This window comes from Vallitalea maricola (assembly GCF_036985595.1).
GTDB lineage: Bacteria > Bacillota > Clostridia > Lachnospirales > Vallitaleaceae > Vallitalea > Vallitalea maricola.
Genome location: NZ_BTPU01000004.1, coordinates 25,221 through 42,682 on the forward strand (window position 1 = coordinate 25,221; position 17,462 = coordinate 42,682).

Sequence of the window (17,462 nt, forward strand, 5' to 3'; positions counted from 1 at the left end):
TTTAATATTATATTAAGGGGATGGTTTAATGTTAAGTAATTCAGAAGTATACAATATGATGGATATCAAATTGGATTTTAGAGAGGGTTTACCAGAATATCCAAAGTTCCAAGATGGAATAAGAAGAGCACCTAAGAGAGAGTTTACATTGACACAAGAAGAAACAGAATTAGCACTTAAAAATGCGCTAAGATATATTCCAGAAGAATATCATGAAGAGCTTGTACCAGAGTTGTTAGAAGAGTTATTGACCAAAGGACGTATATATGGTTATAGATTTCGACCAGAAGGTAAAATAGTGGGAAAACCTATTGATGAATACGAAGGGAAATGTATAGAAGGTAAAGCTTTCCAAGTTATGATAGATAACAATCTGGATTTTGATATAGCTCTATATCCATATGAATTAGTTACTTACGGGGAATCAGGCAGTGTATTTCAGAATTGGATGCAATATAGGCTGATAAAGAAATATCTAAAAGAGTTATCTAAAGACCAAACATTGGTAATAGTATCAGGTCATCCTCTAGGATTATTCCATTCAAGAGAAGATGCACCAAGAGTTATGATAACAAATGGTCTCATGGTGGGAGCTTTTGATGATTATGATAACTTCAATCGAGCAGCTGCACTAGGAGTTGCTAATTATGGACAGATGACCGCTGGTGGTTGGATGTATATTGGACCTCAAGGAATAGTTCATGGAACATATAGTACATTGCTTAATGCAGGAAGATTAAAACTTAATATTGGAGAAGATGATGATCTATCAGGCAAATTATTCGTTTCTTCCGGACTTGGGGGGATGAGTGGAGCACAAGGAAAAGCAATTAAAATCTCAGGCGGTGTTGGTATCATTGCTGAAGTGGATTATTCAAGAATAAAGACTAGATATGAACAAGGTTGGATAAGTGAGATTACCAATACTCCAAAAGAGGCTTTTTCTCTAGCAAAAGAATGCATAGAAAATAACAAGTCATATGCCATAGCATACCACGGTAATATCGTTGACTTACTACAATATGCAGTAGATGAAGATATACATATAGATTTGTTATCAGATCAAACATCTTGCCACGAAGCATATAACGGTGGATATTGCCCACAGGGAATTACTTTTGAAGAAAGAACTAAGATGTTAGCAACGAATAAAAACAATTTTAAAATCTTGGTTGATAAAACTCTTAAGAATCATTATGAAGTAATTAAAAAACTTGTATCAAAAGGAACTTATTTCTTTGATTACGGTAATTCTTTTATGAAAGCTATTTATGATTCAGGTATCAATGAAATTTCTAAAAATGGTAGAAATGATAAAGATGGATTTATATGGCCTTCATATGTAGAAGATATCTTAGGACCTGGGCTTTTCGATTATGGATATGGACCTTTTAGATGGGTTTGCTTAAGTGGTAAAGAAGAAGATTTAATCAAGACTGATAAAGCTGCCATGGATTGTATTGATCCTTCAAGGAGATATCAAGACAAGGATAATTATGTTTGGATAAAGGATGCACAGAAGAATAAATTAGTGGTTGGTACTCAGGCAAGAATATTATATCAAGACGCTTTTGGAAGATTGAAGATAGCTCTAAGATTCAATGAAATGGTTAGAAAAGGGGAAGTAGGTCCTATTATGCTAGGTCGTGACCATCATGATACAGGAGGAACCGATTCTCCATTTAGAGAAACTTCCAATATTAAGGATGGTAGTAATATAATGGCTGACTTGTCTACTCATATATTCGCTGGAAACAGTGCTAGAGGCATGAGCTTGGTTACTCTACATAATGGCGGTGGAGTAGGAATCAGTAAATCAATTAATGGTGGATTCGGAATGGTTCTTGATGGCAGCAGAAGAGTGGATGAAATCCTTAAGAACGCTATCCTATGGGATGTTATGGGAGGTGTAGCAAGAAGAGCTTGGGCAAGATGTGAAAATGCAATTGAGACTTCTGCAGGATACAACGATATGATGAACGGACTTGACCATATTACACTACCTTTTATAGCTGATGATGAAATGATTTCCAAGGAAGTCAAAAAAGTTTACGGTAAATAAGGAGGAGAAAATCATGCAAAACAAAATTGTAGAATGTGTACCTAATTTTAGTGAAGGAAGAGACCTTGATAAGATTGAAAAAATAGTTGAACCATTGCGCGGTAAAAAAGATGTGAAATTGTTGAACTATGAAGCCGATAAAGATTATAACAGAGTTGTAGTTACAGTAATGGGAGAACCTGAAGCTGTTAAGAATGCAGTACTTGAAGCTATTGGAGTAGCTACAAAGCTTATTGACCTCAATAAGCATGAAGGACAGCATTCAAGAATGGGTGCTACGGATGTAGTTCCATTCATACCAATAAAAAATATGACAACAGAAGAATGTGTAAAACTTGCTAATGAAACAGGAAAAGAAATAGCTGATAAATATGGTATACCTGTGTTTTTATATGAAGATGCTGCTAATTCTCCAAGCAGAACCAATCTGGCGAAAATCAGAAAGGGACAGTTTGAAGGAATGAAAGACAAGATTAAGCAGGAAGAATGGAAACCCGATTTTGGTGAAGCAAAAATCCATGAAACTGCTGGAGCGACTGCAGTAGGTGCCAGAATGCCTTTAGTAGCTTATAACATTGATTTAGACACTCAGGACGTAGAAATAGCCAATAAGATATCAAGATGCATTAGACATTCTAGCGGAGGATTCAGATATATTAAAGCAGGTGGTGTCAAAGTCGAAGAAAGAGGTATAACTCAAGTAACAATGAATATCACTAATTATACTAAGACATCCATCTATCGTGTGTTTGAAACAGTTAAGATGGAAGCAAAAAGATATGGTGTGAATGTTTTAGGTAGTGAAATAGTTGGGTTGGTTCCTATGGAAGCTTTAGTTGATGTGACGGCATATTATCTAGGTCTGTATGGATTTTCAATGGATAAAGTCATAGAAACAAATCTGATGGAGTAATCAATTTTATAACATGTTCCTAGTAACCTTAATTAATAATTAGTAAAGGGTGAAAAAAGTATGAAAAGAACGATTATTAAAAATGCCAGCCAACTAGTAACATGCAGTGGATTCAAGGCTAAAAAAGGTAAAGAAATGAATGATCTAGGTATAATAGAAAACGGTGCTGTTGTTATTGAGGAAGGTATCATAAAATGGGTTGGTAAGACACCAGATATTCCTAGACAATTCGAAAAAGTTGCTGAAGTCATTGATGCAACTAATAAAACTGTTCTTCCTGGATTTATTGATTCACACACTCATTTTGTATTTGGAGGCTATCGAGAAGAAGAATATTCTTGGAGATTAAAAGGCGACGACTACATGGAAATAATGCAAAAGGGTGGCGGGATAGTAAATAGTGTAAGACAGACGAAAGAGGCTTCAAAAGATTATCTGATAAGGATAGGTATGAAAAGATTAGATTCCATGCTTTCGTTTGGTGTAACCACTGTTGAAGGTAAAAGTGGTTATGGTTTGGATTATGATACAGAGATTAAACAGTTGGAAGTAATGAAAAAACTTGATATCAGACATAAAATTGATGTAGTTCCTACATTTTTAGGAGCTCATGCTGTACCACAGGATTACAAAGGCAGAGAAGATAAATTTATAGATCTTATGATTAACGAAGTATTACCTCATGTAGTGGATAAAGACTTAGCAGAATTCTGTGATGTTTTTTGTGAAAAAGGAGTTTTTTCATTAGAACAATCAGAGAGAATGCTGTCAGCGGCTAAGGAAAAAGGATTGAAATTGAAAATCCATGCTGATGAGATAGTTCAGTTAGGCGGAGCAGATCTTGCTGCCAAGTTAGGTGCTGTTTCAGCAGACCATTTACTGATGGCATCTGATGAAGGAATAAGAGAAATGGCTAAGAACGACGTAGTAGCCACCCTTCTTCCTGGTACTGCATTTAGTTTAAGAGAAGATTTTGCAAGAGCAAGATACATGATTGATAATGACTTGGCTGTAGCCTTGGCTACTGATTTTAACCCAGGCAGCTGTTTTACAGAATCTATTCCATTAATAATTGCTCTAGCAACTCTATATATGAAAATGTCCATAGAAGAGACTATAACTGCTCTTACAATCAATGGTGCCGCAGCTCTTGATAAAGCAGATAATATAGGAAGTATTGATGTGGGTAAAAAAGGTGATGTTGTAATACATGAATATCCTTCTTATAAGTTTATTCCATACCATATAGGGGTCAGTACAGCAGAAAAAGTTATTAAAGATGGACAGATGGTCTATTATAAATACGAACAATAGATATTCTAAGAAGTCATATATATATGTAAATGGAGGTTAATAAAATGTTGATAGATAAAAGTGTCTCTCAGTTCTTGGATGCAACAGCGTCTAATGATCCAGTTCCAGGGGGAGGGTCAATAGCTGCCAGTAGTGGTGCAACAGCTGCAGCTTTGGTAGAAATGGTAGCCAATTTAACTATTGGTAAGAAAAAATATGAAGACGTTAATGATGAGATGAAAGAAATATCTAAAAAAGCTAATGATCTAAGACAGCAATTATTAAAATATATAGATATCGATTCAGAGGCATTTAATAGAGTTATGAATGCTTATAAGCTGCCAAAAGATACAGAGGAACAAAAGATTGTAAGGAAAATGACTATACAAAATGCCATGAAATATGCTGCATCTGTGCCGCTGGAAGTTGCAAAAAAATCTTATGATATTATGGAACTATCCATGAGAGTTGTAGAAAGTGGTAATAGAAACGCCGTCACTGATGGTGCTGTGTCTGCAATGATGGCTAGGACAGCTGTATTATCAGCTATATACAATGTAAAGATAAATCTTTCATCCATAAAAGATAATATCTATGTAGAAAAAGTTGATAGTGAAGTAAGCTGGCTGGAAATGAATGCAACCAATAAAGAGAAAGAAATATTAGGTAAAATAGAATTGTAGCATTAACATAATATATAGTTTCAGAGTCTATTAGGAGAATAGAAGTATAAATTAGCTTTTTGTTGGAATATTTTTGACAACATATTATTTTATTTCAGAGTTCATTTAGCTATTTTGTATATATATTCTCCTATTATTTTTGTTTTAATATGCTTTGTGGTAATAGTTAATAAAATTATATGTTTAATTTTATTTTTTTTTCGTGTTTTTTGAAGAAATACTTCGGGGTATATATAAATCATGTACAAAATTACATTTGCATAAAATATGTAATAATTATATAATGATAAGTATTGATTTACATATTTTGGCTAAAGACATAACATTGTAGTAATAAATAAATAAAATGACTTAATCTTGACTGTTGATTCTGCTGGGGGTATAAGAATGCGAACATTTCTAAGAGTAAAACCGCTATCCTATATAAGAGAAATTATATTTTTATTTATGATAATTATATCGTTATCTATAACCCTTTTTATTATTACCATGTCATATAATAAATTTGAATCTGATAGTAAAAAAATAAGAGAACAATATTATTCCTATCATAAAAAGATTATAAAGAGTGAAGTTGATAATATATGTAAGTATATGGATTATTACATAGATAAATCAGAAGAGGTTTACAAAAGTGATATCAAACAGCAGGTATATACAATATATGATATTATGGATCATCATTACAGAACTAATGATTCCAAATCAAAACAGGAGATAAAAAAAGAACTTTTAGATATTCTGACTGGAGTAACTCCAAGACCATTAACCAATTATTTTGCAATAGAATTGGATGAAGAGAAAATAATAATACCAAAAAAAGAACTTGATAAAAATACATTTAGTACATTAGAATTAATAGAATATAAAGAGATTGATGAGATTGTTGACCTAGTAAAAAAAGAGGGAGAATCATACACTAGTTTCAATGGTTCTATCCTAGAACAAACAGGTGATGAAAATCAAAGCGAGCTATCTTTCATCAAATATTTTGAACCTTTGAACATACTAATAGGTTCAGGTATTAATGCAAATGATTTGGAGAGTGAAGTAAAAGAAGAATTGCTAGACACAATTGAAGATATCAAATATGATACTGACGGATACTTTTATGTAACAGATTGCGATGGAACTGCTCTAGCTTTTTCTGATAAGAGTTATATTGGAAAAGATATTACCCTAATAAAAGATATCAAAGGTGCAAATATCTATCAAGAAATAATTGATAGGGTAAACGAAAAAGGGGAAGGTTATTTTGAATATTTTTGGACTAAGCCTTTCTCTGAAGGTGTATTTTCTAAGCTTTCATATTTTAAATTATATAACAAGTGGGAATGGATTATTGGAACAGGTGTCTATAAAGATAATATTGAAGCCAATGTGATAGCTATTGAAGGTGATCTTAAAAAAGAAATGAGAGGTAATTTTTTAAGAGTACTTTTAGTTATTGGTTTGTTGGTATTTATGTTACTATTGTTTCAATTTTACTCTACTATAACAGAATTATCAGTTGATGGAATACTAATAATTAATTCAAGTGGGCAGGTACTGGATATTAATAAAAAAGGTCTTGAATTAATTGGTATTACTCGTAGAGAAGTGAATGGTACTAATATTTTTCAAATGTTCAGAGATAACATAATATCAAAACTAGTTAATAGGAAACATGTCTATATCGATAGTATATTAGAAAATAAAAAAGGTAAAAAGATTCCTGTTGAAATACATATAAAGTTAACTAAAATAAGGAGAAAAGAGTATTACATTGCCTATCTAAGAGATTTGACTAAAAGAATAAACTACGAAAAGAAACTTGAAAAGTTAGCTCTTGTAGATGAACTAACAGGAGTTTATAATAGAAGATTTTTGATTAGTCAGATTAAATCAGATATAAACAATCACACCAAAAAAGATAAACCGATTTCACTGGCAATGATTGATATTGATTTATTCAAATCAATCAATGATACATATGGTCATACATATGGAGATGAAATATTAAAATATTTTGCAGACACCTTCAAACAGAATATCAGGGATATGGATTATATTGGAAGATATGGGGGAGAAGAATTCATTATTATATTTCCAGAAACGGATATAGATTCAGCTTATTCAAGTTTAAATAGAATAAAAAATATTATAAAAAATCACTCTTTTAAAGAAAAAGAGTTGAAATTAACTTTTAGTGCTGGTATAGTAGAAATTGATACAAATAGCAGTCAACTAAATATATCTGAATATATTAAAAAGGTTGACCGTTTATTGTATAAAGCAAAGGGAAATGGTAGAGATAGAATAGAAATATAGATATACATATTTCAAACCTTTAAATAATACAGTAATTTGAAGTATGTCAAGAATTAAACGAAAGGAGAGGTTCAATGGAGTTTAAAAAATTTGGAAGCAAGTATGTGGTAAGATTTGATAAAGGTGAAGAAATCATAGCTACACTAACTGATTTGTGTAAAAAAGAAAATATCAAGTTGGGTTCAGTAAGTGCTATAGGAGCAACTAGTGAAGTAGAATTAGGTGTATTAAATACTACAGATAAATCATACAATTCCTATATCCTAAAGGGAGATCATGAAATAGCAAATCTTATAGGTAATATATCTACTATGGATGGTGAAGTTTATCTACATCTACATATTAGCGTAGCTAATCATAATAAACAGATATTCGGTGGACATCTTAATTCAGCAATCGTATCAGCAACATGTGAGATGATTATTGATGTTGTTAATGGAGAGATAGATAGAGAATTCAGTGAAGAGATAGGACTGAATTTATTCAAATTCTAGTATAATCAGGGCTGTGATATGACAGTCCTGCTATATTCAACTTATTCAGTAATAAACGTCCAAATTTTTTAAGTACTCTTGGTTTAACGGTAAACAAATCGCTTGACATATGTAACGTTTAGCTGTACTATTACTATCATATATATAAATGAATGAAGGGGTAAAATATATGACTATAAAAGATATTGCTAATGCCGTAGGAGTTACTCCTACTACAGTTTCCAATGTTATAAATGGGAATTATCATAAAGTTTCCCAGAAAACTATAGATAAAGTTCAAAAAGTAATACAAGAATCAGGTTATGTTCCTAATAAAAATGCTAGAGCCCTTGCAAATAATTCATCAAAAATAATTGGAGTCATATTTCCAAAAACAACAGAAGGATTTATGCAAGACCCTTTTCACTCTCAAATATTAACAGGTATTGAGAAGATTGTTGGTGCTAAGAAATATGATCTCATGATAAAATCAATAGATAATTACGAAGAAATCTATGAATTGATGAGAAATTGGAGTGTTGATGGTTTTATAATACTTAGTCTTATAGGGTATCAACTTCCCCAGCTGGAAAAGTTCAAAAATGTTCCCGCAGTTTTTATTGATACCTATTATGAAGAACTTAAATACATAAATATTGGTTCTGAAGATTATCAAGGTGAGTTTAAAGCTGCTAACTATCTATTAGAAATGGGACATGAATCAATAGGGTTTATATCCTATCATATAGATTATCCAAGTGTTATTAGTATGAGACTTAATGGATTCAAGGATGCTGTTGAAAGTAAAGGATTACCATTTGATTATTCTGAGAATGTATTAGAAATAGTAGGATTTGATCCTATTGGTAAAGAATGTGAAAATAAGATACTTGATTTTGTTAAGAATAAAACTGGTATCTGTATTAGCGCCGATATATTAGCCATTGAAATTATGGAATTACTAAGAAGTAAAGGCTACAGCATACCAGAAGATATTTCAATAATTGGATTTGATAATGTGTATTTATCTAGACTTGTCAATCCCAAACTTACAACTATCAATCAGGATATCATTGCAAAAGGGAAAATAGCTGCTGAGAACTTGATTAATATGATAGAAAAAAATAATAAAGAAAAGCCAAATATTAAAATTCCAACAAATCTTATCATAAGAGATTCTGTCAAAAAAATAAATGCTTAAGTAAATAGTATAGTAGGTTGAGTATTAGTAAATATGTTTCTTAAAATTAATTTTTTAAGGGGCATTTTTTATTTTGAGTAACCTAAATAACCCATTTGAAAAATCTTTGTTCTCGTGGTATTATTTTGTATATATAACCAAACCAAAAATGAAAAAAGAATAAACAAATAGTATAATTATTAAGGTAAATAAAAATATATATCTAGGAGGAGAGGTATGTATAAAATAATTATTGTGGAAGATGAAATACCTGTTAGAAATGCTATATGTAATATTATTAAGTGGGAAGAATTAGGTTATGAACTAGTCTATGTTTCAGGTGATGGACAAGATGCATTAACATACATAGAAAATAATCAGATAGATGTTATTTTGACCGATATATGTATGCCTTTTATGGATGGTCTGGAACTGTCTAATGAAGCAAAAAAAATATTACCCACTGTAAAAATTGTTATCATCACTGGATATAATGAATTTGAATATGCACATAAAGCAGTAGAAATAGGTGTTGACCATTATTTATTGAAACCAATAACTGCAAATGAATTTACCAAAATGCTTGTAGAAATAAAAAATGAATTGGATAATGAATTCGCTAAAAAGAGAAATCTAATAGCATTGAAAAAACAAGTAGAAACCCATAAAGACATTCTTCGAGATAAATTCTTGATGAATTTATTATACAATAAAATAAATTCAAATATAATCAGAGAGAAAATCAATAGTCTTGGTATCAAACTAGAAGGAACTAAATACATTGTAGCGGTACTACAACCAGAAAATATAAAAGAAATAGCTGATTCAAACTGGGATTGTGATTATCAATTATTAGAATTTGCTATACTAAACATTTGTAATGAAGTGTTAACTAACTATGGTCAAAACATTTGTATACTAGGGAATGACGACCAGATAATAATATTTTTTGTTAATGATGGACAAGATGAAATAGAGTTTCGAGATACTATTTATGAGATAATGAATAAAATTATTGTATGTGTTGAGAAATTCTACAGCATAGGTATGTATATTGGTGTGGGAGACAACTATGCTGAATTGCAGGATTTGCATTTCTCATATAAAGATGCTTTAAATGCTCTAGAATATAGGGTATTAAACGGAAGTAATAAGATAATTTATAAAATGGATGTTGAAAAGACTTCATCATTCTCTTATCATAAAATTGATGAATATCTTAGGGAATTAGAATATGCCATAAAAATCGGTGGAAATAAAACAGATAAAATCATCGATTATATATTTAGTATCATAATATTTTCCAATGTTCATATATCACAATTTAGAACAATACTTCTTAAGATAACAACTACAATATTGAAGGCTTATGAAGATATTTGCAGTGGATCACCTAATGATGTAATAATTGATTTCAATCAATTTAATGAAGTATTTGGAAAAGAAAGAATAGATGAAGTAAAGACTTATTACAAAAAGCTATGTAAGAATTTATCTAATGAAATAAACAAAGAACGAATAGATATTAAAACCTCTCAGATGCAGAAAGCGTATCAATTCATTTATAATAATTATCAAAACAAGAGTCTCGACATCAACATGATATGTAATCATCTCAATATAAGTTCAAGTTATTTTAGCCGAATTTTTAAAACAGAGACAAATCAAACATTTATGCAGTATCTGACAAAAGTAAGAATGGAAAAAGCTAAAGACCTGCTGATAAATTCAGATTATAAAGTTTATGAAATATCTGAAAAAGTTGGATATGAAGACCCTCATTACTTTAGTTATAATTTTAAGAAGAAGACAGGAGTGAAACCAACACAATATAGAAAAAAAGAGGTGGAATGTTGAAGAATCTACTTATCAAATTAATTGATAGATATAATTTAAAAAGTATTCAGGTACTTATAACATTTTCATTTTCTATATTAATATTTTTTATCATATGTACCATAGCATTTTTGTCTTATCATATAACAGGGACAGTTGTAGAAGAAAATACCAACGAATATGTTTATCAGTTAGTAAAACAAGTTAATAATGATATTGATTATTATCTCAAAACAGTAGAAACCATTGCTGAGAATATACGATATAATAATGATTTAAACGAGTATGTAAGAACTGAAGATCAAGAACTGGAAAAAGATATAATATCAGATTTAAATACATACGTTGAATCAAGAAATGACATTATTAATATTGTTTTCATCTCTAATAAAGGTAAAGTATTTCATAATAATCTACATCTAAAACTAAAAGATGATATGAATTTTGAGGACTTTGAGTGGTATAAGAAAGCAAAGAACGAAGAGAAATTCGTTGTATCAGAATCACATATCCAAAGATTGTTTGAATCAAGATATAAATGGGTTGTTTCATGTAGTACATTACTGAAAAGTCCATATTATGAAGAAAATCTTGGGGTCCTTCTTGTTGATATAAATTATAATCTTATCAATGATATGGTTAGCTCAATAAAATTAGGACAAAAAGGCTACGTGTTCATTGTAGACAATAATGGAGATATAGTCTATCATCCAAAACAACAACTTTTGTACAGTGGTTTGAAATCTGAAGATATGGATACCATATTAAATTCTGAGGACGGTACCAAGACAGTTGTAGAAGATAGAAAAAAGAAACAGTATACGATTACCACATCCAAATATTCAGGATGGAAAGTAGTCAGTTCAGTATATATGGAGGATATATTATCCTATAAACCTAACTTGGATCGATTCTTTTTCATTATGGGAACTCTTGCTATCTTTATCTCTATATTTATATCTGTACTAATATCAAGAAGTATTCTCCATCCAATCAAAAAATTAGTTAATACCATGCATCAAGTAGAAGAAGGTAATCTTGATGTATCAATAGATATAAAAAATGATAATGAAATAGGAGAATTAGCAAAAGCTTTTAATCTTATGACAAACAGAGTTAACAATCTAGTCAATCAAAATAAGAAGATAGAGATAAATAAGAGAAAAAATGAATTGAGAGCATTACAGGCTCAGATAAATCCTCATTTTTTATATAATACTCTGGATTCAATCATATGGATGGCGGAATCAAAGAATTATAAGGCAGTAGTGACTATGACCTCAGCTCTAGCGAAATTGTTCAGGATTAGTATAAGTAAAGGAGAGCAATATATAACTGTAGCTGAAGAGATTGAACACGTAGAGAATTATTTGAAGATACAAAAGATAAGGTATGGCGACCATCTTGATTATCATATTGATGTAGAGGAAGACATCAAACAAAATAAGATTATCAAGCTTATAATACAACCTATAGTAGAAAATGCTATCTATCATGGAATTAAAAATGTTCCTGGTGGTGGTATGATAGATATAAGTGTGAAAAAATATGATAATAAGATATTAATTACAATTGGTGATGATGGAGTTGGTATGACTGAACAAGAAATTAATCTGCTGTTCAGTAAAAATCAAGAGCTACCAAAAGAGAAAAAACTAGGTGGTGTAGGAGTTAGAAATGTTGATAATAGAATAAAGCTGTATTACGGGGAAGATTATGGACTTGAGATTGAGAGTGAGATATATGAAGGAACTACTGTTAAAGCTTGGTTACCAAATATATCCATTATGGGAGGAGATAGCATTTGAAAAAATATATAGTACCCTTAAGTATTTGTATTTCATTAGCGATGTTATTGATAATAGGGTTTGATTTGGCAAAGTCATTTAAACTCCATTCCAAAGAGAAACCTGTAGTATATATGATTGTTAAATCCAGTAAACCAAGTGAAGGTTTTGAATTCTGGGAAATAGTAAAGATGGGAGCTGATGTAGCAGCTATTGAATTAGATGTTGATGTTGTATTTACTGGTCCTGAAAATGAAATTCAAGTTGATGAACAAATCAAATTGATAAGAAATGCTATAAAGCAAAAACCCACAGCAATAGTTTTAGCAGCTACAGATTACAAGAAATTACGTGAAGTGGGACAAGAGGTTATATCCAATGGAATAACATTGATTACTATTGATTCAGAAGTGGATGTTGATACTAATCATAGTTTTATTGGGACTGATAATATTGGAGCAGCTAAAACCATTGCAAAAGAATTAGCCAATATGATAGATAACAAAGGCAGAGTGGCTGTTATGTCATATGTGTATGGAACATCAACATCAATTGAACGAGAAGCAGGTTTTCGAGAAGTTATAAAAGAATATCCTGATATTGATCTTATTGAAGAGACTTGGTATAGTAATGGTTCAATAGATATTGCTTACGAAAAAACAAAAGAAATATTAAAAAAATATCCTGATACAAAAGCTATATTCGGTGCAAATGAAATATGTATAGTAGGAATAGGGAGAGCCATACAAGAATTTGGATTAAAAGACCAAGTTGTTGTAGTAGGATTTGATTCCAATGAAGAGATAGTGAGTAGAATAGAATCGGGTGTCATTGATAAGATAGTGGTCCAGAAACCTTTTAATATGGGATATCAAGGAATAAAAGAAGCTATTAAAATAGCTAATAGAGAAAAAAAACCAGAAGTAATTGATACAGGAGCAGTACTGATAGATAAAAGTAACTTGTATACACCAGAAAATCAAAAATTATTGTTTTCCTTCGAGAACAAAGAGATTGATTAAAAAGATCGCCTTATCAAAGGTGATTTTTTTCTTATAGAAAAGTTCGCTTATCCTCTTTTCTTATGTACATAAATTTCAACTTTCTAAGTAGAATATTCAATTATTTTTTGAAGTAATAATTATATAATCTTATTATAAATTTCCTGTAATTGATGTTTCAAATAACGAGAATAAATAGAAATCCTGCATTTATCTCGTAATTCAAGAAAAATGAAAGGAGTTAAGTATATGGAGGATTCCTTGGTTTTAATGGAAGGTATAGATAAAAGTTTCCCAGGTGTAAAGGCTCTTGATAATTGTAGATTTCAATTATTAAAAGGTGAGATTCATGCTTTAATAGGAGAAAATGGAGCAGGAAAATCAACATTAATGAAAATTCTAACAGGTGTTTTTAAAAAAGATGCAGGAAGAATTTTTTATAAAGGTGAAGACATTGATATCACTAATCCTAGAATGGCTAGGGATTTAGGTATAAGTATAATCCATCAGGAATTGAACCTTATGCCTGATTTGACAGTAGCTCAAAATATTTTTATTGGTAAAGAACCTAAAAAATGTTTGAATCTATTTTTGGACAATAAAGAAATCAATGATAAGGCAAGTGAATTATTGAATCAAATGAACCTTAATATTAGCCCAGATGAAAAGGTAGAGAATCTGTCAGTAGCCAAACAGCAAATGGTGGAAATTGCGAAAGCATTATCCTATAACTCAGATGTACTTATCATGGATGAACCAACTGCTGCATTAACGGAACTGGAGATTGAAGAACTTTTTAGTATTATAAAAGAGTTAAAGGAAAAAGGTGTAGGGATAGTTTACATATCCCATAGAATGGAAGAATTAAAGCAAATATGCGATAGAGTTACAGTAATGCGTGATGGAAGTTATATTGATACAAAAAATATGAATGAGGTAACTATAGATAAAATTATTAATATGATGGTTGGGCGTGAGTTATATGTATCTGCCCTTGAAGAAATTACTCATTCAGATGAAGTTGTATTGGAAGTCAATAACCTGAATCAAGGCAACAAAGTGAAAGATGTAAGCTTTAAATTGAGAAAAGGAGAAATACTAGGCTTTGCAGGGTTGATGGGAGCAGGAAGAACAGAAGTGGCTAGAGCAATATTTGGAGCAGATAAAAAAGATTCAGGAGAAATTATACTGAATAATAAAAAGATACATATAAAATCACCAAAAGATGCAGTAAAAAATGGTATCGGTTATTTATCTGAGGATCGAAAGAGATATGGGCTTGTATTAGGGCTTGATATTGAAACTAATATTGTTATGGCTAATTTCAGTGATTATATTAATCCAATAGGATTTGTGGAGACTGGCAAAACTTCGGATACAGCTACTGAAAGTGTCAAGGATTTAGCAATAAAAACACCGGGTATTTCTCAAAAAGTTAAGAACCTATCTGGAGGTAATCAACAAAAAGTTGTCATAGCAAAATGGCTAACTAGAGATTGTGATATCTTAATCTTCGATGAACCAACTAGAGGTATTGATATTGGAGCGAAAGGTGAGATATATAAGCTTCTTAATGAACTAGCCAGTATGGGAAAATCAATTATAATGATTTCTTCAGAATTACCTGAGATACTTAGAATGAGTCATAGAATCATTGTAATGTGTGAAGGAAGAATAACAGGTGAGCTTAATAACGAAGAAGCTACCCAAGAAAAGATTATGCAGTATGCAACTGCAAGATAGATATACTTTATAGATTATAATAAGCTAACTAATTATATGTGGAGGTAGAGAAATGGATAAGATTGAATTAAAGAAAAAATTATTTAATTCAAATACTACTCAAAAAATATTGGCATTCAGTAGTTTGATATTGCTATTAATTATTTTTTCTATTGCATCACCTAACTTTTTTACTGGAACGAATATAAAAGGTATATTGCTGGCAACGGCGGTTAATGGTGTATTAGCTGTGGGAGTTACTTTTGTTATTATAACAGGTGGGATTGACTTATCAATCGGAACGGTTATGACATTTTCTTCAGTAATCGCTGGAGTAATAATATCTATGTGGGGGCTGCCTATATGGATAGGTCTTTTAGGAGCAATATTAGCAGGAAGTTTATGCGGATTTGTTAATGGTTTCAATGTTGCAAAATTTCGAATACCTGCATTTATTGCTACACTAGGAATGATGATGATAACCAAGGGATTATCTCTTGTAATATCTAATGCCAAACCCATATATTTTACTGGTGCTAAAGGAATATTTATAGATAAATTCTCAGATATATCTACTGGTACAATTATGGGAATACCTAATGCGGTTATTATTCTATTCGTAGTTGCAGGTATCGGTGGCATTCTCTTAAATAAAACTTTACTTGGAAGATACACTTTCGCTATCGGCAGTAATGAAGAGGCTACTAGATTATCAGGAATCAATACTGATAAATGGCTGATAATTATACATACACTAACTGGAGCTTTTTGTGGTGTAGCTGGAATATTGATGGCTGCAAGACTTAACTCAGCTCATCCTGCATTAGGTCAAGGGTATGAACTTGATGCTATTGCAGCGGTAGTTATTGGTGGAACTTCACTTAGTGGAGGTAAAGGAACGATTTTAGGTACTATCATTGGTGCATTTATTATGAGTGTGTTGATTAATGGACTAAGGATATTGTCTGTTCCCCAAGAGTGGCAGACAGTGGTTACAGGAATTATTGTTATTGCTGCGGTAGTTGCTGATGTTGCTAGAAAAAATAAAAAATAAAAATAATTAATCTTAAGGAGGAGTTTTATGAAGAAGTTAATTTCATTATTACTGATTATTTACATGATGAGTGTTGTAGCAGGTTGTAGTTCTAAGGATACAAAGCCTAGTAATTCTGGTAATGACAATGGTGATTCAAGTAGTGAAGAAAAGATATATATACCTGTAATATCAAAAGGATTCCAACATCAATTTTGGCAAGCAGTTAAATTAGGGGCAGAAAATGCTGCAAAAGATTATAATGTAGAGATTACTTTTGAAGGTCCAGAATCAGAAGCTATGGTTGATAAACAGATAGAGATGTTAGAAGCTGCATTAAGTAAAAATCCTAGTGCTATATGTTTAGCAGCTCTTGATAGTCAAGCGGTTATACCATTACTAGAACAAGCAGATGAGAGAGGTATTCCTATTATAGGATTTGACTCAGGTGTAGATAGTGAAATTCCTATTGCTACAGCGGCAACTGATAATATTGCAGCAGCAGCAGAAGCAGCTGATAAAATGGCAGAACTTATTGGTGGTGAAGGTGAAATCGCATTAGTTGTTCATGACCAGACTAGTCGTACTGGTATAGACAGAAGAGATGGTTTCAAAAATAGAATCGAAGAGAAGTATAAAAACATTAAAATTGTAGATATTCAATATGGAGATGGAGACCAATTAAAATCTACAGATATAGCTAAATCCATTATTCAAGCTCATCCAAATATCAAAGGTATGTTTGGTGCTAATGAAGGTTCTATCATCGGTGTACTTAATGCAATAAATGAACTTGATAAAGTTGGAGATATAGTAGTAATAGGATATGATTCAGGCAAGCAGCAACAAGAAGCCATTAGAAATGGTCAACAAGCAGGAGCAGTAACACAGGACCCTATCGGTATTGGATATAAAGCTGTTGAAGCTGCAGTTAAAGCTATTAATGGTGAAGAAATAGAGAAGAATATAGATACAGGATTCCATTACTATGATAAAACTTCAATTGATTCAGATGAAATAAAAGCATTATTATATGAATAAGAAACATTAGTAAGAGATATTAAACTAGCCAGAGAGCATCTTAAGTTCTGGCTAGTTTTTTTAAGAAACAATGGTTAATTTGAGTATATAAACTACCCCTGTTCACAATAATAATTATATGATAAAAT

General features: G+C 31.2%; 13 protein-coding genes. All 13 read left to right on the forward strand.

The genetic code is table 11. The features are described from left to right. Window positions 1-28 precede the first annotated feature (28 nt). The 13 genes from AACQ14_RS01265 (at window position 29) to AACQ14_RS01325 (ending at window position 17,334) form a co-directional block, all read left to right on the forward strand. Window positions 29-2,062, forward strand: coding sequence for a urocanate hydratase (locus AACQ14_RS01265; RefSeq protein WP_339361753.1), 2,034 nt, complete (start codon window positions 29-31; stop codon window positions 2,060-2,062). 13 nt (window positions 2,063-2,075) lie between these two features. Further along, complete coding sequence (gene ftcD / locus AACQ14_RS01270) at window positions 2,076-2,975, forward strand: glutamate formimidoyltransferase (protein ID WP_339361754.1); 900 nt, start codon at window positions 2,076-2,078, stop codon at window positions 2,973-2,975. Between the two features lie 60 nt (window positions 2,976-3,035). Then, the gene (gene hutI / locus AACQ14_RS01275) at window positions 3,036-4,289 is read left to right on the forward strand and encodes an imidazolonepropionase (RefSeq protein WP_113671464.1); all 1,254 of its coding nucleotides are present in this window, start codon (window positions 3,036-3,038) and stop codon (window positions 4,287-4,289) included. 44 nt (window positions 4,290-4,333) lie between these two features. Next, a complete protein-coding gene (locus AACQ14_RS01280; RefSeq protein ID WP_339361755.1) occupies window positions 4,334-4,951 on the forward strand; it encodes a cyclodeaminase/cyclohydrolase family protein in 618 nt (205 codons plus the stop codon). A 387-nt stretch (window positions 4,952-5,338) separates the two neighbouring features. Next, window positions 5,339-7,261, forward strand: a complete 1,923-nt coding sequence (locus tag AACQ14_RS01285) for a cache domain-containing protein (protein WP_339361756.1) — start codon at window positions 5,339-5,341, stop codon at window positions 7,259-7,261. A gap of 74 nt (window positions 7,262-7,335) precedes the next feature. Continuing rightward, the gene (locus tag AACQ14_RS01290; RefSeq protein WP_339361757.1) at window positions 7,336-7,755 is read left to right on the forward strand and encodes a PPC domain-containing DNA-binding protein; all 420 of its coding nucleotides are present in this window, start codon (window positions 7,336-7,338) and stop codon (window positions 7,753-7,755) included. Window positions 7,756-7,924: 169 nt separating this feature from the next. Continuing rightward, window positions 7,925-8,935, forward strand: coding sequence for a LacI family DNA-binding transcriptional regulator (locus AACQ14_RS01295; protein WP_339361758.1), 1,011 nt, complete (start codon window positions 7,925-7,927; stop codon window positions 8,933-8,935). A gap of 216 nt (window positions 8,936-9,151) precedes the next feature. Further along, window positions 9,152-10,771, forward strand: a complete 1,620-nt coding sequence (locus AACQ14_RS01300; protein WP_339361759.1) for a helix-turn-helix domain-containing protein — start codon at window positions 9,152-9,154, stop codon at window positions 10,769-10,771. Next, window positions 10,765-12,558: a sensor histidine kinase gene (locus tag AACQ14_RS01305; protein WP_339361760.1), complete on the forward strand. Its 1,794-nt coding sequence runs from the start codon at window positions 10,765-10,767 to the stop codon at window positions 12,556-12,558. The genes AACQ14_RS01300 and AACQ14_RS01305 overlap by 7 nt, the downstream gene beginning before the upstream one ends. Further along, complete coding sequence (locus AACQ14_RS01310; protein WP_339361761.1) at window positions 12,555-13,559, forward strand: substrate-binding domain-containing protein; 1,005 nt, start codon at window positions 12,555-12,557, stop codon at window positions 13,557-13,559. The genes AACQ14_RS01305 and AACQ14_RS01310 overlap by 4 nt, the downstream gene beginning before the upstream one ends. 228 nt (window positions 13,560-13,787) lie before the next feature. After that, a complete protein-coding gene (locus AACQ14_RS01315) occupies window positions 13,788-15,281 on the forward strand; it encodes a sugar ABC transporter ATP-binding protein (RefSeq protein ID WP_339361762.1) in 1,494 nt (497 codons plus the stop codon). A gap of 52 nt (window positions 15,282-15,333) precedes the next feature. Next, window positions 15,334-16,314, forward strand: a complete 981-nt coding sequence (locus tag AACQ14_RS01320) for an ABC transporter permease (RefSeq protein WP_339361763.1) — start codon at window positions 15,334-15,336, stop codon at window positions 16,312-16,314. A gap of 27 nt (window positions 16,315-16,341) precedes the next feature. After that, a complete protein-coding gene (locus tag AACQ14_RS01325) occupies window positions 16,342-17,334 on the forward strand; it encodes an ABC transporter substrate-binding protein (RefSeq protein WP_339361764.1) in 993 nt (330 codons plus the stop codon). The last annotated feature ends 128 nt before the right edge of the window (window positions 17,335-17,462 follow it).